Annotated in this window: 22 protein-coding genes; 10 read left to right on the top strand and 12 right to left on the bottom strand. The window is 43.6% G+C overall.

Annotated elements, in window-relative coordinates; genetic code table 11:
* Positions 1 to 13 precede the first annotated feature (13 nt).
* Positions 14 to 1768, top strand: coding sequence for an aspartate--tRNA ligase (gene aspS / locus ECHVI_RS04070; protein WP_015264679.1), 1755 nt, complete (start codon positions 14 to 16; stop codon positions 1766 to 1768).
* Positions 1769 to 2509: 741 nt separating this feature from the next.
* On the opposite strand, the gene ECHVI_RS04065 is transcribed toward aspS, so the two are convergent.
* A complete protein-coding gene (locus ECHVI_RS04065; RefSeq protein ID WP_015264677.1) occupies positions 2510 to 3208 on the bottom strand; it encodes a lysoplasmalogenase in 699 nt (232 codons plus the stop codon).
* 609 nt (positions 3209 to 3817) lie between these two features.
* On the opposite strand from ECHVI_RS04065, the gene ECHVI_RS04060 reads away from it, so the two are divergent.
* From ECHVI_RS04060 to ECHVI_RS04030, 7 genes are all read left to right on the top strand, one after another.
* Positions 3818 to 7003: a TonB-dependent receptor gene (locus ECHVI_RS04060; RefSeq protein WP_085939336.1), complete on the top strand. Its 3186-nt coding sequence runs from the start codon at positions 3818 to 3820 to the stop codon at positions 7001 to 7003.
* A 188-nt stretch (positions 7004 to 7191) separates the two neighbouring features.
* On the top strand, positions 7192 to 7854 hold the full coding sequence (locus tag ECHVI_RS04055; RefSeq protein WP_015264675.1) for an RNA polymerase sigma factor: 663 nt from the start codon (positions 7192 to 7194) through the stop codon (positions 7852 to 7854).
* Positions 7855 to 8384: 530 nt separating this feature from the next.
* Complete coding sequence (locus ECHVI_RS04050) at positions 8385 to 10844, top strand: TonB-dependent receptor (RefSeq protein ID WP_015264674.1); 2460 nt, start codon at positions 8385 to 8387, stop codon at positions 10842 to 10844.
* Positions 10845 to 11038: 194 nt separating this feature from the next.
* Positions 11039 to 12364, top strand: a complete 1326-nt coding sequence (locus tag ECHVI_RS04045; RefSeq protein WP_015264673.1) for a PepSY-associated TM helix domain-containing protein — start codon at positions 11039 to 11041, stop codon at positions 12362 to 12364.
* Positions 12361 to 12678 (top strand): hypothetical protein, encoded by a 318-nt coding sequence (locus ECHVI_RS04040; protein ID WP_015264672.1) that lies wholly within the window; start codon positions 12361 to 12363, stop codon positions 12676 to 12678. Before ECHVI_RS04045 ends, ECHVI_RS04040 begins: the two co-directional genes overlap by 4 nt.
* A gap of 190 nt (positions 12679 to 12868) precedes the next feature.
* Positions 12869 to 13564: a DUF4919 domain-containing protein gene (locus ECHVI_RS04035; protein ID WP_157501202.1), complete on the top strand. Its 696-nt coding sequence runs from the start codon at positions 12869 to 12871 to the stop codon at positions 13562 to 13564.
* Between the two features lie 10 nt (positions 13565 to 13574).
* Positions 13575 to 14081: a hypothetical protein gene (locus ECHVI_RS04030; protein WP_015264669.1), complete on the top strand. Its 507-nt coding sequence runs from the start codon at positions 13575 to 13577 to the stop codon at positions 14079 to 14081.
* Positions 14082 to 14099: 18 nt separating this feature from the next.
* Here the strand turns inward: ECHVI_RS04030 and ECHVI_RS04025 are convergent, their stop codons facing one another.
* From ECHVI_RS04025 to rpsU, 5 genes are all read right to left on the bottom strand, one after another.
* On the bottom strand, positions 14100 to 15611 hold the full coding sequence (locus ECHVI_RS04025; RefSeq protein ID WP_015264668.1) for an ArnT family glycosyltransferase: 1512 nt from the start codon (positions 15609 to 15611) through the stop codon (positions 14100 to 14102).
* A gap of 191 nt (positions 15612 to 15802) precedes the next feature.
* Complete coding sequence (locus ECHVI_RS04020; RefSeq protein WP_015264667.1) at positions 15803 to 16519, bottom strand: phosphatase PAP2 family protein; 717 nt, start codon at positions 16517 to 16519, stop codon at positions 15803 to 15805.
* 137 nt (positions 16520 to 16656) lie between these two features.
* Positions 16657 to 16962, bottom strand: a complete 306-nt coding sequence (hpf, locus tag ECHVI_RS04015; protein WP_015264666.1) for a ribosome hibernation-promoting factor, HPF/YfiA family — start codon at positions 16960 to 16962, stop codon at positions 16657 to 16659.
* A gap of 31 nt (positions 16963 to 16993) precedes the next feature.
* The gene (locus ECHVI_RS04010) at positions 16994 to 17878 is read right to left on the bottom strand and encodes a tyrosine-type recombinase/integrase (RefSeq protein ID WP_015264665.1); all 885 of its coding nucleotides are present in this window, start codon (positions 17876 to 17878) and stop codon (positions 16994 to 16996) included.
* A gap of 54 nt (positions 17879 to 17932) precedes the next feature.
* On the bottom strand, positions 17933 to 18127 hold the full coding sequence (gene rpsU / locus ECHVI_RS04005) for a 30S ribosomal protein S21 (RefSeq protein ID WP_015264664.1): 195 nt from the start codon (positions 18125 to 18127) through the stop codon (positions 17933 to 17935).
* 186 nt (positions 18128 to 18313) lie between these two features.
* On the opposite strand from rpsU, the gene ruvB reads away from it, so the two are divergent.
* Both ruvB and queG read left to right on the top strand, forming a co-directional pair.
* Positions 18314 to 19351, top strand: a complete 1038-nt coding sequence (gene ruvB, locus ECHVI_RS04000; RefSeq protein ID WP_015264663.1) for a Holliday junction branch migration DNA helicase RuvB — start codon at positions 18314 to 18316, stop codon at positions 19349 to 19351.
* Positions 19352 to 19396: 45 nt separating this feature from the next.
* Positions 19397 to 20356, top strand: a complete 960-nt coding sequence (gene queG / locus ECHVI_RS03995) for a tRNA epoxyqueuosine(34) reductase QueG (protein WP_015264662.1) — start codon at positions 19397 to 19399, stop codon at positions 20354 to 20356.
* An 8-nt stretch (positions 20357 to 20364) separates the two neighbouring features.
* Here the strand turns inward: queG and ECHVI_RS03990 are convergent, their stop codons facing one another.
* The 6 genes from ECHVI_RS03990 to ECHVI_RS03965 form a co-directional block, all read right to left on the bottom strand.
* Complete coding sequence (locus tag ECHVI_RS03990) at positions 20365 to 22050, bottom strand: PAS domain-containing protein (RefSeq protein WP_157501199.1); 1686 nt, start codon at positions 22048 to 22050, stop codon at positions 20365 to 20367.
* Between the two features lie 1167 nt (positions 22051 to 23217).
* The gene (locus ECHVI_RS03985) at positions 23218 to 23736 is read right to left on the bottom strand and encodes a GNAT family N-acetyltransferase (protein WP_015264660.1); all 519 of its coding nucleotides are present in this window, start codon (positions 23734 to 23736) and stop codon (positions 23218 to 23220) included.
* A 6-nt stretch (positions 23737 to 23742) separates the two neighbouring features.
* Complete coding sequence (locus tag ECHVI_RS24285; RefSeq protein WP_217189916.1) at positions 23743 to 23940, bottom strand: GNAT family N-acetyltransferase; 198 nt, start codon at positions 23938 to 23940, stop codon at positions 23743 to 23745.
* Positions 23941 to 24212: 272 nt separating this feature from the next.
* Positions 24213 to 24542: a DMT family transporter gene (locus ECHVI_RS03975; protein ID WP_015264659.1), complete on the bottom strand. Its 330-nt coding sequence runs from the start codon at positions 24540 to 24542 to the stop codon at positions 24213 to 24215.
* Positions 24543 to 24658: 116 nt separating this feature from the next.
* Positions 24659 to 25180 carry a Crp/Fnr family transcriptional regulator gene (locus ECHVI_RS03970; RefSeq protein ID WP_015264658.1) on the bottom strand — a complete coding sequence of 174 codons (522 nt, stop codon included), beginning with the start codon at positions 25178 to 25180 and terminating at the stop codon, positions 24659 to 24661.
* 435 nt (positions 25181 to 25615) lie between these two features.
* The gene (locus ECHVI_RS03965; protein WP_015264657.1) at positions 25616 to 26758 is read right to left on the bottom strand and encodes a Fic family protein; all 1143 of its coding nucleotides are present in this window, start codon (positions 26756 to 26758) and stop codon (positions 25616 to 25618) included.
* Positions 26759 to 26884 lie beyond the last annotated feature (126 nt).

Genomic DNA, 26884 nt, shown 5'->3' with positions numbered 1-26884 from the left:
AAAAATTAAAAATATGCTAAGAACACATACTTGTGGGGAATTGCGCATAGGAGATGTGGGCGAAGAAGTGACCCTTTCCGGCTGGGTGCAGCGGGTACGGAACAAAGGAGGTTTGGTATGGGTGGACCTACGGGATAGATATGGAGTTACCCAACTGATTTTTGAAGAGGGCTCCAGTGATCAGGCACTGCTGGAAAAGGCGGCTTCATTGGGACGGGAATTCGTCATCCAAGCTGCTGGTGAGGTCATCGAGCGAACTTCCAAAAACAATAAAATTCCGACAGGAGACATTGAGGTTAAGACCACTGCACTGAAAGTCCTGAATGCGGCAAAGGTTCCTCCTTTTGTGATTGAAGATGAGACGGACGGTGGTGAGGACCTGCGGATGAAGTATCGCTATTTGGATTTGAGAAGAAGGGTCGTTCGGGAGAAACTTCAGCTGAGGCACCGCATGATGCAGGAAACCCGCAAATTTATGGACGGACTGGACTTCATGGAAGTGGAAACACCGGTGCTGATCAAGTCCACTCCGGAAGGAGCCAGGGACTTTTTGGTGCCTAGCCGTATCAATGAGGGCGAGTTTTACGCCTTGCCCCAATCACCACAGACCTTTAAGCAGTTGCTGATGGTCAGCGGCTTTGACCGGTACTTTCAGATCGTAAAATGCTTCCGTGATGAAGACCTTAGGGCTGATCGGCAGCCGGAATTTACCCAGATAGACTGCGAAATGTCTTTTGTGGAGCAGGAAGATATCCTCACCACCTTTGAAGGGCTGGTAAGGCACCTGTTCAGTACCGTAAAGAAAGTGGAGCTGGGTGAAGTGGAGCGGATGACTTTTGCCGATGCCATGAAGTACTATGGAAACGATAAGCCAGACTTGCGTTTTGACATGAAGTTTGTGGAGCTGAATGACGTGGCTCAAAACAAAGGCTTTAAGATTTTCGATGAGGCAGAATTGGTAGTGGGCATTGCTGCTCCAGGAGCGGCCAGTTATACCCGAAAGCAAGTGGATGCCTTGACCGAATGGGTGAAGCGGCCACAGATCGGTGCCAAGGGATTGGTGTATGTGAAATGCAACGACGACGGCACTTTTAAATCCTCGGTGGATAAATTTTATAGCCAAGAGGATCTCAAAGCTTGGGCGGATAAAATGAATGCCCAGCCCGGTGACCTCATCCTTGTTTTGTCTGGGGATCAAAATGCCACCAGAAAGCAGCTTTCTGAGTTGCGACTAAAAATGGGAAGTGACCTTGGATTGAGAGACAAGAATACATTCAAGCCACTGTGGGTATTGGACTTTCCACTCTTGGAGTGGGACGAGGATACCAAGCGTTTTCATGCCATGCACCATCCATTTACGTCTCCAAAGCAAGAGGATATTCCACTGCTGGAAAATGATCCGGGAGCTGTTCGTGCCAATGCATATGACTTGGTGATCAATGGCGTGGAAATCGGCGGTGGATCCATTAGGATCCATGACCGGGATACCCAAAAGACCATGTTCAAGCATCTTGGCTTTTCCGATGAGGAGGCTCAGGCTCAGTTTGGGTTCTTGATGGAGGCATTTGAATACGGGGCACCACCGCACGGGGGAATAGCCTTTGGCTTTGACCGGTTGTGTGCGATCTTTGGTGGAAGTGATTCCATCAGGGATTACATTGCTTTCCCGAAAAACAACTCCGGAAGGGATGTTATGATCGATTCTCCAAGTGCCATTGCCGATGAGCAGCTGAAAGAGCTGAGCATTCAACTGGCATTGAAGAAATAATCGCGTTTTAAAGAAACGTTTCTAAAGCCGCAGCACCGCCAGGATGATTTCTGGACGGTGCTGCGGCTTTGTTTTTAGCAATTGTTAGGGATCAAGCAATGTTTCTGGGGGCGAGAGATTTTGTTATTTAGGGAATAATGATTCGCCACGAAGGCTCAAAGGTACAAAGCAATTATTAATGACTTTCCGTGTAGATTACAGCATCCACTTCATTTTTATTTAGCCTGGGTTTTGTATCGATATAGCCTTAATTCCTGTTATTTTGGATCAAGTCATATTTCTGGGGAGATGAACACCGATTTACAATGCCTAAGCATCCTATCTGTGTTTATCAGTGTTCATCCGTGGCCAAAACATATTTAGCCATCGAAATAGGCTAGCCCCCATCTTTTCTGCTTGATCCATGATTTGTTGATTTGGATCGTACAAGCCGTCGCGGCTATCTGCTCATGTATGGTGGTTGGCTTGGTTGAGGTTAAACCCTGAATATGCTCTCACAACTGAGCATCCTGCCTAATCCGCCCTTGGCGGAGGGTCATATAGAAGGTGCAGGTTGTCACCTGCACCAAAAATGATTACACACAAAAGGATAAGGTCCGTAGGAACGGCGGATATAAATGCAAATAGGAACATTTTTTTAAAGGCGTTTGCCCCTTGGAGGAATACCATCGTTTTAACGGTGTGAAATTGTATTTCATAAGACTATGTCCACATTCATCCCCGAGAAGTATTGCTTGATCTCTATTTTGCCGTAGGGCTGTGGACCAAGTGACTCCGAATACCCATCACGATGAGCAGCTGCGCCAAAATGTACGTGCCCATGATCAGGATATCAGCATTGGCTATAGGGCTGAAGAAGAGGTCCAATGCCAGAATACTGTCCGAAATCATGAAAAGAAGTGCTCCTATAAATACCTGTATAAAACTCAGCATATTGGTGCGTTTGAAGCGCTCCCTGGCGATGGATACCATCAAGACCATGGCCAAAATGTACAGCACCACAGGCACTTTCATTTGCCCCAAGTGATCATTCACCAGGAAATATAACATGGCCGCAAAAATGTATAGGGGAAGGTTATAGAAAAACGTTTTGAGGAAATTGATATTGCGGAGGTTGATCTGGTGATTTTGGGTGAGCTTGAAGGCGATGGTATAGCATATCAAGGTGATCAAGAATGCCCCCAAACCATAAAGGAACAAAGATGGAAAAAGTAAGAGCACGTCACCTGCAAGTCCGAAAATCAACCCGGCTCCTACGGATTTTCGAAGGAGGCTGTTTTTGATTACTGCCGTCGTAGTGAGAAAATAAATGGCCAATGATAGCATGATCAAGGGCTTGGTATAATACCGGTACTCTGGATGGCCTTCCACGATCATGACCATATCGCTAACCCCAGCAAATAAGTAGAGGTATAGCCACCCTATTCCTTTTTGTTTCATATTTTTCAGAAATTATCAGTTTGTCAAAACTGCAAACGGTGATCCCTCTTCATAACGTATTGCAGTGGTGGATCGTGTTGGGTGAATGCTTGATTTTTACCGTCTCCAAAGCAATACTTACCTAAATCATGAAGGTAATAAAAAAGTGACAGAAGGTCGTCTGTCGCTGGCATTAACCTATGAAAATCAGGTTCACCTATAAAAGAAAATTAGCTTTCGTGAGGCCGATGGTCGGCCAAGGGCCAAGATAATACATCACTTTAGCAGGGGTGTTTAAAAGCCATTTTCACGGGATATTAACAATTTGGAAAAATTTTTTGTATTAAATAGGCTTTATTTGTAACAAAAGTAAGTAGAGGCGGTGTAAGAATGTGAAAAGAATAAATTCTGTGTTTTCGATACATAGATGTGTTATTTTTTCGGATTTGCTTTTTTTAGTTCTTATATTTAGAATAAAATTTTAGCCCAGTGCGAATTTAATGTTAAGAAAATCGATTATAGCAAGGAGAAACTTAACAATTACTAAAATAAAAACCCTGTAAAGTCCTATACATTTGTATTGGAAAACCTTTTAAAGCAAATCAGTTTTTATCAATCACAAATCAAATTATGAAGCAACTATTACTAAAGAGTCTATTCGCAATGACGATGCTCCTGATTGGGGTAAACTCATTGTATGGCCAAGGGATCACCACCGCCAGCATGAGTGGTGTGGTGGAAGACCCTAGTGGAGAAACGTTGCCTGGTGCCAATGTGGTAGCCACCCACACGCCATCAGGAACGAAATATGGTGCCTCTACCCGGGTGGATGGTCGGTTTACCATCCAGGGTATGCGAGTAGGTGGACCATACACGGTGGAAATCACCTTTATTGGTTTCGAGAAGGCGATAGTAGAAAACATTAACCTGCAATTGGGACAGGCTTATCGACTGGATGTGGTCTTGCAAGAAGAGGGGCTTGAAATCGAGGGCGTAGAAGTACTGGCCACTCGAAACCCTGTGATCAATGATGAGCGGACAGGAGCCGCCACTAGTATCAGCAATGAGCAGATCAACTCTCTACCATCTATTTCCAGGTCTATCTCGGATTTTACCAGGCTGACCCCTCAGGCTTCTACAGCTGGTTCGGGTACTTCCTTTGCCGGCCAAAATAACCGGTACAATCAATTTGCCATTGACGGTACGGTAAACAACGATGTTTTTGGCCTTTCCTCATCGGGCACCAATGGTGGCCAGACCGGGGTACAACCGATCTCATTAGATGCCATCGAGCAGGTTCAGGTGGTGATTGCTCCTTATGACGTGCGCCAGGGTGGATTTACCGGTGGCGGTATCAATGCCATCACCAGATCTGGCACGAACAATTACGAAGGATCGCTCTATTATTATTCCAATAACCAAGATTTGGTGGGCAAAAGCCCAGATGAAGAGCGAACCAAATTGGACAGTTATACCGATTACCAAACCGGTTTTAGACTGGGAGGTCCTGTGGTAAAAGATAAGTTGTTCTTCTTTGTCAACGGTGAAGTGACCAGCAGAACGCAGCCTTTACTGTACCAGCCAGGTTCTGGGAGCTCCAATATTTCTGTGGAGGAAATGGATCGAGTGGCATCGGTAGCCGAAAGACTTGGATATGATCCAGGACCTTATGGGGCTTACAGCAATGTCACAAGTTCTGAAAAGATCTTTGCACGATTGGACTGGAACATCAACCGGAACAACAAGCTGACCTTGCGACATTCTTATGTGTACGGGGAGAACATAGACGGTTCCAGAAGTCCAAACTCCGCCAATTTCTATAATAACGGTGAGTTTTTCCCTTCTACGACCAACAGTACCGTATTGGAGTGGACCAGTAACATCAGCAATAATATTTCCAACGAACTACGGATAGGTTATACCACCGTAAGGGACGATAGGGATTATCTGGGAGAGCCTTTTCCTGCTATCAACGTGAGACTAAGTGGCGGTAGAAGCATCAATTTAGGTTCTGAACCTTTTTCCACAGCCAACCAGCTCGATCAGGATGTGCTGACCATTACGGATAACTTGACCTTGTATAAAGGGAGACATACCTTGACATTTGGTACACACAATGAATTTTACAGCACGTATAACTTGTTTATCCGTCAAAACTTCGGGGCATATAGTTACTTCTCACTGGAAGATTTTGAAACCGTAGGTACTCCTGGAGAAGTCCTTCCGAGAAGCTATGACTATTCTTATTCCAGAACGGATAATCCTCAACAAGGGGCTGAATTCAATGCTTTTCAGCTGGGTTTTTATGCGCAGGATGAATACCAAGCAACCAGGGACCTTAAACTTACTGCCGGTCTTAGGTTAGATATTCCGACTTTCTCAGAAAAGCCTTCCGTAAACGAACAGTTTAACGAAGAATTTGCTGAATATGGCGTAGCGACAGACCAAATGCCCGGAGCGCAATTGATGATTTCTCCCCGTGTGGGCGTCAACTGGGATGTGAATGGCAACGGTACTACTCAGGTAAGAGGTGGTGTTGGGCTGTTTACCGGTCGAGTGCCATTTGTATGGCTCTCTAACCAATACACGAATACCGGTAATGAATTTGGACGAGTTAATTTGTCAAGGAATGAAGGAAGCATCGGTCGGTTTAGTGGAAATGAGGATTTTACATTTGTGCCGGATCCGTATGGTCAGCCAGATGCAGCTGATTTAGGCCAATCACTTACTGCGTCGGAAATCAATGTTACAGACAAAGATTTTAAGTTTCCGCAGATATTGAGGGTAAATGGAGCAGTGGACCATCAATTTCCAGGTGGATTGATCGCTACTTTCGAAGCCATTTATTCCAAGAACCTTAAGAACATCGATTATAGAAACTTGAATAAGCAAGAGGCTGGAACCTTACAAGGCGGTCCTGATAATAGGGTCGTATTTGATTCAGAATATATGAATGGCAATTTTAATGATGTTCTGTTGCTGACCAATACCAACAAAGGATATGCGTACAATTTGACCGCCCAATTACAGAAAAATTTTGAAGGAGGTTTGTCCATGAGTGCTGCCTATACCTATGGCGAATCCAAAGACGTCAATGGCGGTACTTCCAGTCAAGCCTACTCCAACTGGAGATATGTGGAGACTGTGAATGGTGGCAATAACACCGAATTGGGTTTTGCAGATAATAATATCCGTTCCAGAGTGGTGGCTGCGGTAAACTATAAGATCAATTATAAAAATGGTTCTTCCACTAGCATCGGACTTTTCTATAATGGTCAGTCAGGGGTACCGCTTTCTTATGTGTATAATGGAGACATTAATAATGATGATACCTTTGGAAATGATCTAATCTATGTGCCGGCAAGTGCCGATGAGATCAACTTCGTAGGTTCAGCTTCTGAGCAAGCTTCTCAGTGGAATAGACTGAATGCCTTTATCGAAGGCAATGAGTACCTCAGCTCTAGAAGGGGACAATATGTAGAACGAAACGGTGACAAGCTCCCTTGGACCAATCAGGTGGATTTGCGTTTTATGCATGAATTTAAGCTGGCTACTGTTGGGGAAACCAATCACAGGCTGCAGCTTTCCTTTGATGTGTTTAACCTCGGCAACTTGATCAGCAAGGAGTGGGGCAGACAATATAGTGTGAGCAATAACTCCTTCTCCTTGATCAACTTCGAGGGCTATGAAGACGGCGGTTATGTCCCTACATACAGCTATGATGGTTCTGGCCTGAGCGACGGCAATCCTTATTTTGTAAGCGATTTCCTTAGCCGTTGGAGAGGACAAATCGGTATCAGGTATATCTTTGATTAAGGCAATAATCCTTTGATATTCTTTAGAAGGGGCTGTCTCTTAAAATAGGATGCATCATGTTTTGGTGTTGACATTTTGAGACAGCCCCTTTTTTTGTACGTCTTATTTATGATCGTACAGGAATGTGCAGGATGATTTATCACCATACAAGATGGAAATTATGGTGATGATCGCATAATCCCGTCACCATGTCCTTGCTCCATGAACGTTCCATAAAACCCAAAACAGCCACTTCCTCTGCTCCAGCAGCTGACGGGTTCGGTGTGGGAATGGAGGAAAGCCGCCTTTGGGACGCTTTTAGGACAGGCAATGAAGAGGCTTTTATCACCATTTACAAGCAGTATGCAAATGTCCTTTTTAACTTTGGCTGCCAACTGACAATGGATCATGACCTGGTGAAGGATACCCTTCAGGATTTTTTTATTTACCTGCGGCACAAACGAAATGGGCTGGGCAAGACAGATGCTATCAAACCGTACCTTTTCAAGAGCTTTAAGAGAAGAATCATCGATGCCGTAAAGAAACACCATCATCGGTTTTCATCCCATCATGCTTTTGACTTCAAGCAATTTCCAGTCGAGCTATCCCATGAGACCGTTTATATTAACCGACAGATGGAGCGGGAACAACTCGAAAAACTCACCATGGCCCTGCAGCAACTGGATACCCGTGAAAGGGAGGCGATTTACTATTTTTATTTTGAAGGGCTCAGCTATCAGGAGATTGCACAAATATTTGAGTTTTCGCATATTTCCTCAGCAAGGAGATTGGTTTATCGTGGCCTTGCCCACCTCAGGAAGTTTTTTGTTGCCTACCTGCTGGCCGCTTTCTGGGAGCTAAAGGAATGGTGATATGATGCGGTACTCGGCCAACATTTAATGGTCAAATCTCCAGGCCTATGAACCTGTTAAAGTAAAAACTCCAAAGCCGTTTGATCAAAGGGAAAGGTGATGGGAGGCTGATAACCCCCAGATGCCGCAGATTAAGAAGATGTTCGCTGATTTTTTTTGAGGGCACCTTCCTATGTGCAAATCTGAATCAAGCCCTGAAAGGGCGATAAGTCCATAGCCCTGGGTGCGGCCCATGGTGGATCCATTGAGCATTGCTCGTTTTAGCCGCATTGTCTTCACCAATTCCCACAAATTTCCGCAAAAACGCATTATCCCTTCCCTATACCCGATAGGAATGGACTTGTTTTAACGCACCAAATCATATGGTGCGGAAATAGCTATTCGGCTTCATGGCAATTACAAATTCCCTTTTCGAGCGTTACAGAATTCATCCTTTTACTTAAAGATTTAATTTCTTTTGGATTGGTCTATTAACAAAATATCTTATACTTTTGCGTTTATTAATAATAAGTCTAAATAAATATTCAGAGATGAAATACTGTTTACTGTTTTTGTTTTTCCTGAGCTTAAGCACCCTTAGTATGGCACAAACGGGAAAACTAAAAGGAACCGTTAGCGATCAAAAGGGAGGAAAAGCCCAATATGTCAATGTCTTGATTGAGGGAAGTGCTAAAGGAACCCTTACCGATAAGGATGGGGAGTACGTATTGGATGATATACCTGTCGGTGAGCATACCGTGAAGATCAGTTCGTTTACCTATGCTCCCATTTCGAAAGTGGTGGTCATCAGGAATGGTGAGACGACCGTTTTGGATGTTTCTGTGACGGAAGATGAGCTCCAGCTGCAAACGGTGGAAATCCTCGGCCGAGCGGAGACCAGTTACAAGAATACCAATTCGTTTATTGGAACCAAGTCCTCTACCCCCCTGCGGGATGTGCCCCAGTCTATTGGCTATGTGACCAAGGAGCTGGCACTGGACCAAGGAGCCTATACGGTAAATGACGTGGTGAAAAATGTGAGTGGTGTAAACCAGTTTACCTTTTATAATGACATCACCATCAGGGGACATCGGATAAAAGGCCAAGATATCTCCGGTAACTTGGTGAATGGCATGCGGGCCTTTACCAGTTTCTGGAAGCAACAGCTAATTCCCCACATCGAACGGGTGGAAGTGATCAAAGGACCAGCCTCTGCTCTTTTTGGGAATGCCTCAGCCGGTGGGACGATAAATCGCGTGACCAAAAAGCCGCTGCGCGAAAAGCGCCAATCCATCAGTTCCACCGTAGGGAGCTTTAATACTTTCCGGATGCTAGGTGATTTTACCGGCCCTATGACCCAAGATGAAAAGCTGCTTTATCGCTTAAACCTCGGATATGAAAATTCGGGAAGTTTTCGCGACCTGCAATATGCCAAGAATTTGGTCGTAGCTCCTTCATTTTCCTTTTTGCCATCAGAGAAGACTTTGTTAAACTTCGACGTGGTGTATCAAAAATCCGATGGTATGCTGGACCGTGGACAGGCGGTATTCGGAAATGGTGACCTTTTCTCTGTCCCCATCAGCAAGTCTATCAATGCGGTGAACGATTATTTGAAGGAAGAAAGCCTCAATGTGACCATTTCCCTTCGACATGAAATCACCGATGGCCTGAGCTTCAACTCCGTCTTCATGCGGTCAGACTACAGTGAAGACCTCCAGGAACACCGTGGCAATAACAAATTTGCAAACCTCGGTGATGGAAGCTTGGATATCGAAAAGGTGGAAATGAGAATGGGCATTCGCCAGCGAAGCTGGAGCAATAATAATTTCAGCAACTATTTTAACTATGATTTCAGCACAGGTGATGTGGACCATAAGTTGCTTGTAGGGTATGATTACTTCCAGCAGACCCTGCACCCGGGTGGCTCTCAACTTCAAGCCAGAGGCTACCTCACGGCAGACCGCACAGGTTCTATCAACTCCTATAACCCAGCCAATCGGGAATTGTACGCCTTGGATGCAGATGGCAACCCGATTCCGGTAGTGCCCCATTTTGACCTGACCGATCCTTATGGCAATCAATTGCGGGATATCAGCAAATATATTTACAGCAACAGGAGCTTTCCGCAATCCAGCCTTTACTCCCATGGGGTATATGTACAGGAGCAAATGAAGATCGGAAAATTGAGGGTATTGTTGGGGCTTCGTCAGGAATACTATACGGACCTGCTGAATTACAAGACAGACAGTGAGGAAAAAGTCACCCAGGATGCCCTAATCCCCCGGGTAGGCGTGGTTTACTCCCTGACACCCAATATTAACCTGTATGGTACCTATGTCCAAGGCTACCAGCCGCAAACAGCCACGGTGATCAATAATCCCGAAGCGGGTGGGCCATTCGATCCCTTGACCAGCGAGCTGAAGGAAGTTGGTGTGAAGAGTGATTGGTTTGAAGGTCGGCTAAGTGCCACCATGGCCTTTTACTACCTCACCGAGAAGGGTGCGCTCTACAATGCCAATAGCCCTGGTAATCCCGACTTGTTGGTACAGACTGGGAAAGACCTTTCCAAAGGAGCGGAGCTGGACCTGGTGGGTAGGATTATCGATAACTGGAGTGTAATCGTCAATTATGCCTATAACAAAGCCACCATTGAGGAAAGTGATGATGAAAACCTGGTGGGCCGTCAAAAGCCCAATGCGCCCAAACACGCAGGAAACTTTTGGACCAAATACATTATCAGTGAGGGCAATCTGAAGGGGCTGGGATTTGGCCTTGGTGGGAACTTCGTGACAGAACGATTCGGATCATTGGGTGCGACCGATGAGCCACCGGTGTTTCCGGGTTATGAGCTGGTAAATGCTGCGGTATATTACAAGATCGATAAATTCCAGATCCAGATGAATTTTAACAATATCTTTGATAAAACACACTGGGTAGGAGGTTATGATTACATCAGGGCATTCCCGGGAGCTCCACGGAATGTCATGACCACGGTTTCTTATACCTTTTAATTTGCATGAGCATTTGATTGGGGACGTCTCTGGCGTCTTGATATAGAGGAATCGCTTCACTCCGTTCGCAAAGGCGTTTTGCTATGTTGCTGCGAGGGTGCGTGACAAAGCAATTTTGTTTTCAGTTTACGAGATTGCCCACAGTCCGACCGATAGGTGATTTATAGGTAAAAGCGTGTTTTTTATTTCGTTGTATGGATAACAAGTTACTGTGGAAAATTCACAATTGGGTGGGCCTGTATGTTGGGGTGGTGATTGCCTTTCTCAGCATTACAGGCGCGGCCGCGCTGTTTAGGCCAGAAGTGGACAGGCTGCTTAATCCCCACTTGACCAAGGTAGCCCCTCAGTCGGAAGAGGCCTCTTTGACCGCTGCAGTGCAACATGTTATAGCCACCCATCCTGATCATGAGCTTTTTGAAGTCGAATTGCCAAAGCCATACCTTGACACATGGAATATACGCCTTCGGCCAAAAGATCCCGACCCAATGCAGCCAACCTTCTGGGAGGTTTTCGTGAATCCTCATACCGGTGAAATTTTAGGGGAGCGAAATTATTTTAAGAGTTTCGGTTATTTTCTCAGGAATATCCATGTGCGCCTTTATGAAGCGCAGTACGGAAGGCAGCTGGTAGGGTTGGCGGGGATTGCATTATTGGTTTCCACGGTCACGGGCCTATTGATTTATGGCAATTTCACCAAAAAGCAAGCCTTCGGGAAGATCAGGAAGAAAAACCTCCGGATCACACAGGCGGATTTGCATAAGTTTGTCGGCATCAGTGCTTTGGCGTTTAACCTGGTGATCGCCATTACAGGGGCTTGGCTGGGGCTACAGGTTTACCTGATGGAAGGTTTTGGCATGAAGCAGCCGAATGGCTTTGTGCGAAGTGAGAAGCCTTTTTCTGCCGAGGAGGATACGTGCTATCCACTGGATTTTGAGGAGATTTTAGCGACGACAAAAAGGGAATTCCCTGCATTGGACGTAAGGAATATCCGCCCCACCACAAATGGCGAAGGTATCGTCCAAGTGCTGGGTGATGTTAAAGGTCAAGCCTATGAAAGGAGGTCCAATAAACTCTATTTGGATAAAAGGGATTTTAGTACGCAGCGCAAATACAATATCAGCGCACAAGGCTTCGGGGACAAGCTTTATTATGTCCAAGAATCTTTCCACTTTGGTGATTTTGGAGGCCTTCCGCTAAAGCTACTTTATGCTGTCTTGGCTTTGGGGTCTGCCTTTCTCTCCTTGAGTGGGTTTATCATTTTCCTGGAACGAACCAAGAAGAAGCGGGCGCAGCAGGCCAAGTACATCCCGCTAAGGCCGCTTTTGATCCGGTGGGGCGGTGGAATGGTTGCTTTTCTGGTCATCGTGGCGGTGCTAAGCACCAATTTCGGTATTGCCGTACCTTCCTTACTGGTCACGACGGGGATTTATGGGTTTTTTATTTATTTGGTCATTAAGGCCATTTGGAAACGGTTTGCCGGAGCAAGGCCGTTTTCGGGCACATCTGATTCCGTGGTATGAAGAAGAAGATAGACATTTTGCACCAGCACTTTCTCGTCCCCACGCTATTGGCATTGGCTTCCATTACCTTGGTGATGACGCTATATTTCTCCTTTGAGTGGCATAGTGCAGCTGAAGTGCCAGAAGAGGAGCCCTTTTTTACTTATCGGGAAGATGTTTCCAGCCGGGCATATCAAGCTGAAATGGGGCTGCTTGCAGTGTTGTTTTTAGGCATCACAGTGAGCTGCATAGGAGCAGTGTTCATGAAGCATCGCCTGGTGGGGTTTGTGGCCCTGGCCATAGGGATTTTGGGGATACTTTACTTGGCCTTTTAGTGGTGCCGGTTAGGGTGGATTCCCTACAGCCTTTGAGAGTGGTTATTTGAGGATCACCGGCACGTAAACAATAATTAATGATTTCATAGACGAAATAAATTGACTTTTTGGCTTGGTATTAGTTAATTGATCTTTTCCACTAATCAGTTGAGCTACAGGGCTAAGAAGACTGGTGTCAAATGCGGTTGCCATGAAAGCAGTAACAATTTTTTGTATGATGTTTCTTTGGGCACAAGGGTGCTGGGCGCAGTATTGGGATTTTGAGCAGCCCGATTATTCCAAAATAGAAGGAGCCGTCAAGAATAGGGCTTCCGAAATGTATTATCCGAAACTGTTGGAGCGCTTTCAGCAAGCAGATGCTACCCTTGGCCTTTCCGAGTTGAGGCATTTGTATTATGGGTTTGTGTTTCATCCGGATTACAAGGCCGATAAATCAGCCCAAGTGAAGGATAGCCTTGAAGTCATCCTTCAAAAGGAAACGCATAGCGAGGAAGACTTAAAGCAAATCGTATCTTTTAGTGAGAAGATCCTTGATAAATATCCTTTTGAGATCAATACGATGAATTATCAATTGTATGCACTGGAACACCTTGGAGATACTACAGCTTATAAGGAAGTTAGCTTCCAAATGGAAATGATCTTTGAGACCATGCTCAGTTCTGGGGACGGTGCATCCAAGGCCTCGGCATTTTACGTGATTGATCCCGCCCATGAATTGATCTTGATGGAGGCACTGGGACTACGGTCTGAGGACAACCCGCAGGCCATGGGGAAATATGATTTTTTGGAATTGGCGGCCAATGATATTGGTTTGGAAGGATTGTATTTTGATCTTAGTCCTTACAGAAATATAATCTTACATTCATTAAGTAACCATAACCTTTAATCACACACGTATGAAAACACAGTCCCAGACCTCCAAGGACTACTTTAAAAGCCTGAATGTCCTTCATGGCATGCTCTTGATGGCACAGATCGCCTTTTTATTGGCGGCCTATTTCTTTACAGATCGGGCTGTTGTAAATAATGACGAATTGGATGCGGTGTTTAGGTACCTTATTCCGGTCATGGTCTTGGCTGGGATTGCGGGGAGCAATTTGCTGTTTAAGAAGCAGCTGGCTAAGCTTGTCGAGATGACTGCGCTAAAAGCTAAGCTCACCGGTTACCTGAGCAGTTTGGTGGTGAAATATGCCATATTGGAAATTCCTGCCATGATGGCTATTGTCGCTTATTTTATTACGGCCAATTACCTCTATCTGTGGATGGCCATGGTGGTGCTGGTCGTGTTTATTCTTGACCGGCCGTCCATGGGGAGGGCCATCGCAGACCTTCAGCTAAGCCTCTCAGAGCGACAAAAAGTCGAAAACCCCAACGAGGTAATTGCTGAAGTGAATGTCCGATAAGTGGCGGTTCGGAGCGTTTTAATAGCTGTCGGTTTTCACCTCATCGATATGGTGTAGGTTTTGATATATTTCTATGCTAAACACCCGGACCGTATCTCCTCGGTAGGTGGCGTAATGGGTCTCTTTCAGGATCCGCTTATCAAATCCCGCTATTACTTTTGGGCGGTCGGCAGTATTCCATTGGACAAAGACTCCATCATATTGCTGGTTCTCGAACTGGTCAATTCCAGGCCAGTGGTCAAACTGGTTTTTTCTCCTGCCGAGGTTGATGGTGTAGGTTTGCGGGTTTCCTTCCACGTAAAAAGCCATTTCTGAAGCCAAATGGTAGCTGTCGCTAAAGATAAAGTGTTTTTGTAATTGCAATGAGTCTACGAGAAAATCAATTCGTGCTCCCATTTCCCGGTATCCTGCCAGTCGGGCCAAGGGATCCTTATCCGGCCGCAGTACCTTTCTGAAACCTATTGCATCCAATGGAGCGGGCTTCATGATCAAAATCAAAAGGATGCCCGAAATGGCCGTGGCATAAGTAGCGTACTTTTTCCATCCCTGGCCCACAAGTGTCAAGACATACGCCATGGCAATGGGCAAGGTGACGTACGCGAAAGCAGGCCAATTGACCTCTACCCGCTTGGTGATGGAAATCAGGAAAAACATCATCCAGACCAAAATGGCCGGTAGCAGGTTGAAGAGCATTTTTCGTTCCTTGTATTTTACCAATCTCCTGATCGCCATGACCATAAAGGGAATAAAGAAAGCAGAAATAATCCCCAGCTGGCCGCCAACATATTCTGAAATGTATTTCAGGGATTCTCCCATATCAAAAGGCTCGCTCTCCCCTTCTACACCTCCCAAAGTGCCCACGTGCCTAAAGGTGACAAAATCATGCTGAAAGTTCCAGATGATGATCGGAATGAAGGAAAGCGAGAAAACGAGGCAGTAGACATAAAAGCCCTTTTGCTTTAGCTGTTTAAAATCTACCAAGAGCAGGTAAAGAAATATCAGCGGAATAGCCAATACCATGGTGTTTTTGGATAACATGCCCATTGCACTGGCTAAGCCTGCATAAACCCAGTAAGAGGTTTTTTGGGAAACCGTGGCGCGGTATAGCCAATAGAAGCTTAATGCCCAGAAAAAGAGCAGGGAAGAGTCGGTGGTATGGAAAAAGGATGCCAAATGGAAGTAGGGCATCACGATGAGCATCAGTGCAGCCCAAAACCCAATCCTCGGATCACGATACATCTGCTGTCCCAATTCGAAAATCACCCACGCCGTTCCCGCTGAAAAAAGGACGGCACTTAGCCTAACAGCCACGTCGGTATTTCCCAGAATCCCAGTGAAGATAAAGTTATAAACGGCAATCATCAAGGGTTTGGAATAGTAGTTCCAGTCCAAGTTTTGGGACCAAAGCCAGTATTGGGTTTCCTCGGAGAACAGGCTCAGGGAGGTGGTGGCGGTAAACAGGATCTTAAAAAAAGAAACGATCGCCAATACGGCAATCAAGTAGATTCTGAGCTGTTTGGTATCTTTCATTGCAAAATATTTTGGTCATGGGACAATATGGTGTGCTGTCAACATGAAGCTACAAATCTGTCAAAAAGCCGTTAAATAATTAGCATTTTTTTGATTTTTTGCTGCAGGAAACGGGCAGAAAAACTTCTTGGCTCCGCTTTAAGCAGTGGAAAGGGGAAAAGTTTGGGGGTGATAGTGGGTGAATACGCTTGTTAGAAAGGCCATTTCCATGGCTTTATCCTGATGCGGAGAGGTTGGTAGCCGGGTTTAAGCTCAGACAGGGCAACTTTTTTCTTTTTGAGTAAGCCTTTCTTGTAGGTTTTTCCCTTAAAGTAAGTTCTCACGATAGTTCTAGCTGCGAAAGCAGATCCCACTCCAAGGACCGAACCAGCCATGACATCGAGGATAAAGTGCTGCATCAGGTAAACCCTGCTAAAGCCAATCAGAACGGCTACGAGCAGAAAACCTAGTTGAAGCCGGTGGCGCTTCGGGTAAAGCATGGCCAGCATGGTCATCAGTGCAAAGGCAGTAGCGGTATGGCCAGAGGGAAAGGAGTGCCAATGGTGCATGGGAACGCCGGCTACCTGAACCAAGTCGATGTCCTTGAAAAATTCTGCCGGACGTGGAGAATGGACAAAAACCAACCGTTTTAGGATCACGGATAAAACCATATGGATGGCAGCATTGAACACACAGAGGATACCGTGTGCAAAGCGGTAATAGAGCAATATTGGAAATACGGCCAAAAAGATCAGCCCATCACCGGCATGGGTGATAAAAGAAAAGAACAAATCGGCCAACAAAAAGTGATGCCGATTAATAAAAAGCTCATAATCCCCTTTGGGCACATTCAATAAAACAATCCCGCCAATAATAAAAGTCAAAAAATAAAAGAAGAGGTAAACGTCCGGTATAGATTTCTTTTTCATTGCTTTACGTTACTGTTTCAAAGGTAAAAGCTTCTCATAACAAGTGCGTTAAGTGAAAATCATGGCTACGTTAAAAAAACAAAACCCGCTCACTTGAGCGGGTTTGTCATTGCATTATTTGGAATTGGGTTATATTGTCATTGTCGTGCGAGTACTAGTTTTTCCTTGAATTTTTTGATTTGTCTCCTGAGGCCTTCGATGGCCTCGTCAGCAGCACCTTCAAAACTATCCGTCTGATGTTTTGCAAATAACTGCTTACCGGGTACATTCAATTTGATTTCAACGATCTTGTTCTTATTGTTCTCGTTTTTATCGAGCCTCATAAACACCTCACCGTCAATTATGCGATCATAAAACGTGTCCAACTTATCAGCCTTTTTTTGAATAAAATCAATCAGCTTTTGATCAGCGTCGAAATGGATTGAATGCATTTGTAATTTCATAGTATTAACGTTTTAAAAGTTAAACTTTTATTTAGGCTTTAGGATGTGCTTGATCAAACACAGCCTTCAGTTTTTCCATAGAATTATGCGTGTATACTTGTGTGGCCGCGAGATTCGCATGCCCAAGCAAGTCCTTTACCGCGTTGAGGTCAGCTCCTTTATTGAGCAGGTGCGTCGCAAATGTGTGTCTCAGAAGGTGAGGACTGCGCTTGGACGTCTGCGCAAAAAGGTCTAGATATTTCCTCACGATCCGGTAAATTATCATAGGGTATGCTTGCTTTTTACTAATAGTAACGATAAAATAATCACTCTCGTTTACATTTGAAAATGTTTCTTTAAAATCTTTTTTGTACGAAATAATATTCTCTATTAATGTATTAGTTAATGGTATTATTCGTTGCTTTTTTCTTTTTCCATAAACTTTTACGGTTTTGCCTTGAATGTCAATGTCTTTCCATGTCAATCCGATCAGTTCGGAAAGCCGGACACCAGTGAGGTATAAAAATTCCATGACCATCTTGTCCCGTTGGCCTTCAAAGCCAGCTTCATATTCCAAGTCATTGAGCAACTGGTCCATGGTGGATTCTTGGACAAACTCGGGAAGTTTTTTTGAGGTTTTTAATGCCCTTAGTTTGTAGGTGGGGTCTTTGGTAATTTCTCCCGATCTGAGTAAAAATTTATAAAACGACCTTAAGGTGGCCATCTTTCTATTGACGGTGGTGGCAGAAAGCCCCTGTTCTACGAGGTCCACGATCCAAGCCCGAATTTCACCGTGTCCTGCTTGGGTAAGGTCTGCTGTCTCAAAGGACTGCTCTAAAAATTCCTTGAACTGTTCAAGGTCTTTTTCATAGGCTAGTACCGTGTGCGCACTGGCCCGTTTTTCGTGTTCAAGATAGTTTATAAAAGAAAAGAGCATATCGATGTAATTCTTACACCAATATGCTCAATTATTTTCAGGAAGGAAAATAAATTATTTACCTTCTTCGTCTCTCAGTCGTTGTTTGTAGGAAGCTTTGATCACTTCCGTTCTTCTTTTTACAGAAGGCTTTTCAAAATGCTGACGAGATCTCAGTTCGCGGATTGCTCCGGTTCTGTCAAATTTCTTCTTAAAACGCTTAAGCGCTTTTTCGATAGATTCGTTCTCTTTTACGTTTACTACGATCATATATAACACCTCCTTTCGGCTGCAAAGGTAGAAAGATGATTTTGGAAAACCTATATTCCATTGAGAATTATTGCTTATTGTTACCAGTAAGGGGCGGTAGCTGCTTGGAATTGGCCATTCCGAGGCGCCACTTATGCCTAGAGGATGTAAACATTTCCTATATTTGTAGACAAGGAACCAGGAAATATGAGAGAAGACTATCTTAAGGGCGATGATGAGCACATGAGCCAGACCGACAAGGACTTTGAGAAAGCCTTGCGGCCGTTGAGCTTTGATGACTTTACCGGGCAACAGAAAATTGTGGACAATATCCAGGTGTTTGTCATGGCTGCAAAAAAGCGCGGAGAGTCCTTGGACCATGTGCTTTTGCACGGCCCTCCTGGCCTTGGGAAAACGACCTTGAGTCACATCATCGCCAATGAACTGGAGTCTAGTTTGAAGATTACTTCGGGGCCGGTGTTGGACAAGCCTTCCGATTTGGCAGGGCTCCTGACCAACCTGGAGGAAGGGGATGTCCTTTTTATCGATGAAATACACCGTCTAAATGCCGTGGTGGAGGAATACCTCTATTCGGCGATGGAAGATTTTCGTATTGATATCATGCTGGACTCGGGGCCTAACGCCCGGTCGGTTCAGATTTCCCTGAATCCCTTTACCCTCATAGGTGCCACTACCCGTTCCGGTTTGCTCACTTCTCCATTGCGGGCCCGTTTTGGGATAAATGCCCGTTTGGAATACTATGACGCCAAGCTCCTGACCACGATCGTGACACGCTCTGCCAATATCCTGGGTGCTCCTATCGATGAAGTGGCGGCGTATGAAATCGCTCGCCGGAGCCGTGGAACGCCGAGGATCGCAAATACGCTCTTGCGGAGGACCCGTGATTTTGCCGATATCAAAGGCAACGGCACCATTACACTGGATATTGCAAAAGTCGCCTTGGACGCCTTGGATGTGGACGAAAATGGCCTTGACGAGATGGATAACCGGATCCTTACGACCATTATTGAAAAATTCAAGGGTGGGCCCGTTGGGATTTCTACGATTGCTACAGCCTGTGGCGAGGAGGGCGAGACGATCGAAGAGGTGTACGAACCTTTCTTGATTCAGGAGGGCTACTTGAAAAGGACTTCAAGGGGCAGGATTGCAACGGAGTTGGCTTATAAGCACCTGAACATCCGACCGCATTTTGGTGGGCAAAGTGGGAGTCTGTTTGGAGAATAGGGATATAATGTCATCTTTGGAGCGGGGGCTAAAAGAGAAGGAGAAATGTCGGCAATGATTCAAAAAGATAAACATGCAGCCATCATCAAGCGACTTGCCTCAGCGTTGGGGTTCACGTATTGCGGGATTGCAAAAGCTGGTTTTTTGGAGGAGGAAGCCCCTCGGCTGGAAGCTTGGCTAAACAGTAAGTATCATGGTGAAATGGCCTACATGGCCAACCATTTTGACAAGCGGCTGGATCCGACAAAGCTTGTGGAAGGAGCTAAAACGGTGGTCAGCCTTATTTATAATTATTACCCGGAAAAAAAGCTGCCAGAAGGGGCTGATGACTATAAAATTGCCAAGTACGCTTATGGAAAGGATTATCATTTTGTCATCAAGGATAAGTTAAAGGAGTTTCTTTATCGGTTAAGAGAAGCTGTGGGAGACGTGGAAGGCAGGGCATTTGTCGATTCAGCGCCTGTTATGGAGCGCCAATGGGCCGAGAAAGCCGGATTGGGCTGGAGGGGTAAGAATAGCCTGCTGCTCAACCGAGATATGGGAAGTTTTTTTTTCTTGGCGGAGTTGATTATCGATTTGGAGGCGACCGCCGATGATCCGGTGACCAAGGATTATTGCGGAACCTGTACCCGCTGCATGGACGCATGTCCCACCGATGCCATTGTGCAACCCGGTGTGGTGGATGGTAGCCGGTGTATTTCATATTTTACCATAGAGCTAAAGGATGAGCTTCCTGCTAGCATGAAAGGTAAATTTGCCAATTGGATGTTTGGCTGCGATATCTGCCAAGATGTTTGTCCATGGAACCGCTTTTCCACCCCCCATCAAGAGCCCCAATTCCAGCCAAATCCCGAAATTGCCGAAATGACTAAGCGGGATTGGGAAGAAATCACCCAGGAAACGTTTAGCAAGGTCTTTCAGAAATCTGCTGTGAAGCGAACCAAGCTGTCCGGTCTTAAGCGGAACATTCGCTTTCTGGATGATGCAGAAGGAAATAAGGAGTGATGTTAAGCTTAGCTCTGGACTTTTTGGACCCTGTCGACAATGCGGTGAACGATATCATCCAATTCGTGACATGCCGCGTCCATTTCGTGGAGAAAACTGTTGTTCTCGTCGTCATCAAACCCATATTCTTTAACATAACTGATCAGGCCCAATAGCTTGGACAAGGGACCGCGGACTTCATGGGATTGCATCCAATTGATTTCTGTGAATTCTTGGTTCTGACGCTCTATTTTTTCGATATAAGCCTTTATTTTGGATAAATCCTGCATGGTTCCCACCATCCCGGAGGCTTCTCCTTCCTCGTCATATATCACAAATCCTTTGTCAAAGACATTGGCGTACGTGCCGTCACTTCTTCGAAATCGGTATTCTTCTTCCCAGCGCGTTTCACGTTTTTCAGAGACGTGTGCCTTCATTTTTTCCAATACACGATCCTTGTCCTCGGGGTGAATTTTTTTGACCCAATGCTCGATGGAGGTTTTGCCAAATGGGGTTTTATGGCCAAACAGTCCTTCGTAGTTTTCATTCCAATAGATCGTCTTTTCCCGGATTGACCATTCCCAGATGGCTTCTTCGGATGCCCTGGTGATAAAGTTGTACCGCTTGTTGACCAGCTGTACCAGGTGATTTGCTTCTTTTATTTCTGTAATATCATTGAAGATGACCAGTGTGCCCTTTTTGCCCCTGCCGTGGTCAAAGGCGCTGGCGGTAAACAGCATTTGTAACGGTTTTCCATTCCAGCCAATTAAGGTAGAGCTGTAGCTTTCCTTTCCCCTTTTGCACAGTTGTAGTTTTAGGTCTTTGAGAAATTTTTGATACGTTTGTTCGGTTTCGAAATATTGTCTCAAGGTTCCAAAATTCCTGCTTTGCCAATCCACACCAAACAATTTGCAGGCACTGGGATTAAGGTAAATGATCTTATCATCTGGAGAGAGGGCCATAATGCCGTTTTCGATTTGCCTGACGATCTTTCCTGACGCTATGGAAGAGGATACGTCAAATAACCTGAATTTTCTGAGGGCAACCAAAGCGGCAATCGAAAAGGTGGTGAGTGTGGTGGAGGTAATGGGAATGTCTATCATCCCCAGGGCCGAGAAATAGACCTGGGTGATGATTCCCTGAACTACTGGGATACACCCCCCTAAGAATAACACCAAAATTTGTTTTCTTAGAATGGGGCTGTTGCGATTGTTCAGGTATTCGATCATCAACACGGCTAAACTGGCCAATGCCAAGATACCGACCCATGCTCGGCTGAACAGGTCATAGGAATCCGGTCGAATTCCAGTGATATAGCCCCAGTTTTCGTCATGGCTTAGGATTACTTCGTTAAGATTTGCCAGGTAAACAACATAAGAAAGGGCAGATATCCCGTAAATGGTAATGAGAAAGAAGCGGTTTTTGATGATGGGATGGTTGGTGTAGTAGCACAGAAAATGAAGGATTAGTGCCCCGATAAACATCCAGCCGAAATCCAATGATCTTGAAATATGGCAAGCCAGTTCATAGTCAATGTTTATCCGCATTAAGGTGTCCTGAATTTGCCAAGTGATCAAGGAGATCAAAAACAAGAGGAAAATATTGGTTTCCCGGTTGCTGGGGTACACCCAGAAGATGTACCCAAAGATACCGACATTGAGTAATGCCGGTATCAAGGAAATAGCGACGTAAAATAAGTTAATGTCTTGCAACATAATGAGTTCAGTAGGGATGTAGTAGTTTGCATTTAATACCAATTTGATAAGTGCGTTTAACGCGCTTGGTATTTACATAAATATATGGTTTTGTGTATTATATACACAAAAAATTAAAGATTAAATCTTTGAAAAAGGCAAAATGGCGTCAAGGTATAGGGCTAAATGCCAAATAGTTGAAGTTAAGGACGAAAATATGTTATTTTCACTAGTTTGGCATGGGGCTGTTGTGCCTTAACATTCTTCATAAGTGAACATGTCAACGACAAATTGCAGTAGGTTAAATGGTTAGAATGGTATTTTAAACACAGAAAACTTAAATTATCAAAGATGGTTTCCTTCAGATTGGTGTCAGGAGCCGAGCGGTTTCATACAAAAAGTGCCAAAATTAGGTGAAATAGATTCTGTGCTCTTGTAGCTCACCACGGCAGGCAGCCGTCACATTCACCATAAGTGCTAAAAGCAGGATTCCTCGGGATCGATAAATTTCTTTATTGTATCGAAACTATGATACGCCACCAAGGCCCTAAGGCACAAAGCAATTATAGATTTCTTTTGGTAAAGGCTACACAAGGATGGAGTTGGTGCCTTTTTGATTTCTGATCCCAGTTTTTAAGGCTAAAAACAAAAAAAGGATACCGTATCCAGTATCCTTTGTAGTAGCGGGAACAGGGCTGTTTTAAAATACTGGTAAATAGAGTATTGTGAAAAAAGGGGGACAGGTTCATTTTTGTTTTATAGCGCTGAATTTATTTGAATCGTATTATTCAAAATAGGCTCCTATTGTCATATAAGCCCATTTTTTATTTCGAATTTTTGAATGATCTTTTTTCTTTTTGATGTAAAAAGCTGAAAATCGCCCTACTTGAAGATGTACAAATTTCAGAAAACGAACCTTTGATTTAGAATTGAATTCATTTGCATATTTTGGTTTTAGTTTGTATTTCTTTAAATTCTAAATCTGCTCCATGAGTAAGAAAGGAGAAAAGTGGGCCTTCTGCCAAGAAATTGGTAGAGATCCTGGAAGAAGAGCTATAAGGCGGGCAAAATAAAACCTATGACTTTTACACTCAATCTTCAAGCAGAGGAAGGCCTAATATAAATATTCTTGTATGGCTTTGGATCTCTACTCAATTTAGTAAAAAAGAAATTATGTCATTCTAAAATTTACAATGTTAGCTTCATCAGAATATCTGTCTGCTTATCTTCTCCGAGTATAAAAACATGCTTATCAAATTCCACAAATCCGTTCTTTTTGTAAAAAGCAATAGCCCTCGAGTTCTCTTCCCGAACTCCCAACCAAATATATTCCAAATTTTTCAGGACTGCTAAATGAATGGCTTGATCGAAAAGGAATTGTCCTATCATTTTTCCATGAAATTCGCTCAAAACATAAATTCTTTCTATTTCAAGAGATCTTTCATCTTTCAATTCTGTCTGGGACAGACCAAAATTCACTTTTAGATAACCAACCACAATTCCCTCCATTTTAGCGAAATAAAATTTTGAGTTTGTGTCAGAATATTCTGATTTTAATTTAGCCTCTGTAAAATTCTCCTCTAAATACTTTTTCATATCGCCTTCCGTGTTTGAACCAGAAAAGGTCTCATGAAAAGTCTTCTTACTAATTTCCTGCAGCTGTCTTATTTCATCAGATGCCACTTCAACTAATGTTAGATCTCCCATTTTGAATCAAATATTCCATTCATAATTCAGCCATTCTTTATTTTCAGATGTTCCAAGACTTTCATAAAACCGTTGTCCATTTAAATTCCAAAGAGCAACCGTCCATTTGATTTGAGTACAATGATTTAATTCAGCCTCCTTTCTCACGTACTCCATCAGTTGTTCTCCTATTTTTCTTCCGCGATTATTTTTATCGACAAACAATTTTTTCTAATAGATTTCGGGTCTATTTTGAGTGGTATATGGAAGGAGATAGTACATAAGCATACTTATGATTTTGTCATTCTCTTCGGCAACCATGCTATAAAAATCTGGCGGGATTTTTTGAAAGCCGGTAAATCTGACTATCTCAGGTGTTATTATAAAAGAGTCGATATATTTTTCAAATACAGCAAGTTCCTTCATCAGTTACCAAATTTTGTCACTGTCTTTTTCTTTTGCTTTTCGAATGACTATACTCATATATCTAGTAACATTTAGTGAACTGAAACAGCTTTGAGCCCGATGATGGATGCTATCAACGTAAAGAGAAAAAGCATTCTCAATAAAGTTACTGGTTCTTTAAATATAAGTACGCCCATAATCACCGTTCCTACAGCACCGATCCCGGTCCAAACTGCATAAGCAGTCCCAATCGGTAATGTTTGAGTAGCTTTAACAAGTAATCCCATACTTATTCCGAGAGCTATTAAAAAACCCAAATACCATAAGTACATCTCTTTGCCAGCTGAAATCTTTGCTTTTCCTAGACAAAAAGCAAAAGCTACTTCAAATAAACCTGCAATAACCAATAAAATCCAATTCATTTTCCCTCTCTTTTTGTATGCAAAGCTCTGAAAAGAATGAGAGAAAAAATTATACAAATGTTAAAAAATGGAATAGCTACATCAATTCACGGCGAATTCTACTTAAACTTACCTGGTTAATACCTAAATAAGAGGCAATATGCCCCAATTGAACCCTTTTGATAGTCAGGAAATTTGATTAAAAGTTCCTCATACCGCTCGGAAGCTGTTCCAGACTGTCTTGAAATCAATCGTTTTTCAGTTTTGATCAACTCATTTTCTGCAAATCTTCTGCCCCAATTTGCAATTTCAATGGATTCGTTAAAAAGTCCTTGAAGACACTTGGAATTTAATTCATAGAGTACACTGTCTTCCAATAGTTCTATATATTCATATCCCTTCTGATTTGCAATAAAACTATTTAACGAAGCAACGGTATCCCCTTCCTTACCAAATGCAAAAGTAATTTCCTGATCACCAATTTTTGCAAAAGTACGAGCTATTCCCGTTTTAATAAAATAGATGTTTCGCTCTATCCGATCTGCAGAAATTATAATATAGTTTTTTCTACAATAAACTTCTGCAATGTTTTCTGTTACCAAGCGTTTTGACTCCTTCGACATTGGGTAAGTTTTATTTAGAATCTCATCGATTTCCATAATTTTTAGGCATTTGAATACCAAAACCTTACAAATCTAAACTATTCATATCATATTCAAAGGACATTTATTTGAAAAAATGAGTCTATTGGTTTAGCTGGGATGGGTTCGTTCGGCATTTACAGTTTATTTGAATCATATCATTTTGAAACTCATAAAATATGGCTTTAGGGGCCGGCCGTATGAGTACGGTATTTGTTTTAGTTTTTGAATGATCTTTTTTCTTTTTGATGTATAAAGCAGAAAATCGATCTATTTGAACATGTCCAAATTTCAGAAAACGAGCATTTGCTTTAAAATTGAATTCATTTGCATGTTTTTGAATATCATTTCCACCTCGTAAAATTCGTACGGTACGAGCCGTACGAGGTGTACGAATCCGACAGTGCTTTGAAGAGATCAAACATACTTGCAGGATATAGTCCTGTGTGAGGTTTAGGAGTTGGATTCTCCTTTGCCTACTTGATTACCAGCTGGCAATCCTATCAATTCGTAATTGGTGCTTCTTCCTCTTGCTGCTTCTTTTTGCAAGATCCCTTTCTCAATAAGGTCGTTAATATCCCTAACTGCTGAATCTTTAGAGCACTTTGCAATCTTTGCCCATTTGGACGAGGTTAATTTCCCGTCAAATCCATCCATTAGCCTATTCAATAACTTTCTTTGTCGGTCGTTTAATGCAGTATCCACATGCTTTTGCCAAAAAGCAGCTTTGAACAAGACTTTTGAAAGTATTAAATCCGTGGACCTTAAAGCGTTGATCAAACAATTTAAAAACCAAACAATCCAATCAGTTATATCCAAATTGCCCTTTTGCGTTTTTTCCAATATCTCATAATACTGTTTTCTTTCCAACCGGACCTGGGCAGACATACTGTAAAAACGTTGGTTACTTTTGTCAGCTTGCGCCAGCAGCATATCGGTCAATGCCCTGATAATTCTTCCATTTCCATCTTCAAAAGGGTGGATGGTTACAAACCATAAATGGGCGATTGCTGCTTTCATTACCAAGTCTATTTTACTGTTGTTGACCCAATCTAGAAATCGGGTCATTTCTTTTTCAACCAGATTGGAATCAGGCGCTTGAAAATGAACCCTTTCTTTCCCCATTGCCCTGGATACAACCTGCATAGGCCCGGTAGTATCTTTTCTCCAATCTGCTACGGTAATTTTGTACATCCCACTTCTTCCTGTGGGAAACAAAGCTGCATGCCAGTCAAAAAGCCTGTCAGCTGTCAATGGGTCAAAGCATCTTTGGGTAGCGTCAAGCATCATTTCAACTACTCCTTCGACACTTCTGTCAGCATCCACTGCTCCTGCTATTTCCATTCCCAATCTACGGGCAATTGATGAACGCACTTGGTCAGGATCAAGGAATTCGCCTTCTATCTCCGATGATTTTAATACATCAAGGGTCAATGTATCAAGTAGCGCCTCATTTCTCAAATCGAAACCCAATGTTTCCATTTTTCCAATAAGCCTACCCTGTAAATTTCTTGCCTCACTTAACAGGTCCAAGAAGTCATTACTGTTCCAGGTAAATTCCGGCCAATTGTCTTTTTGATGTATAAAAGCTTTCATTCAATGTACTATTTGCAACGAAAATAATCTTTATTCGATGCTAATCAAAATTAATCGTTGCTTATTTTGCATCAAACAGCACCCTTATTCGCTGCAGGGGCGTCTCTTTTGCTTTGACTAACGCTA

The organism is Echinicola vietnamensis DSM 17526 (assembly GCF_000325705.1).
In the GTDB taxonomy this organism is placed as follows: Bacteria; Bacteroidota; Bacteroidia; order Cytophagales; family Cyclobacteriaceae; genus Echinicola; species Echinicola vietnamensis.
Note: the sequence above shows the minus strand (reverse complement) of the source record. Positions and strands in the feature narration are given on the sequence as shown.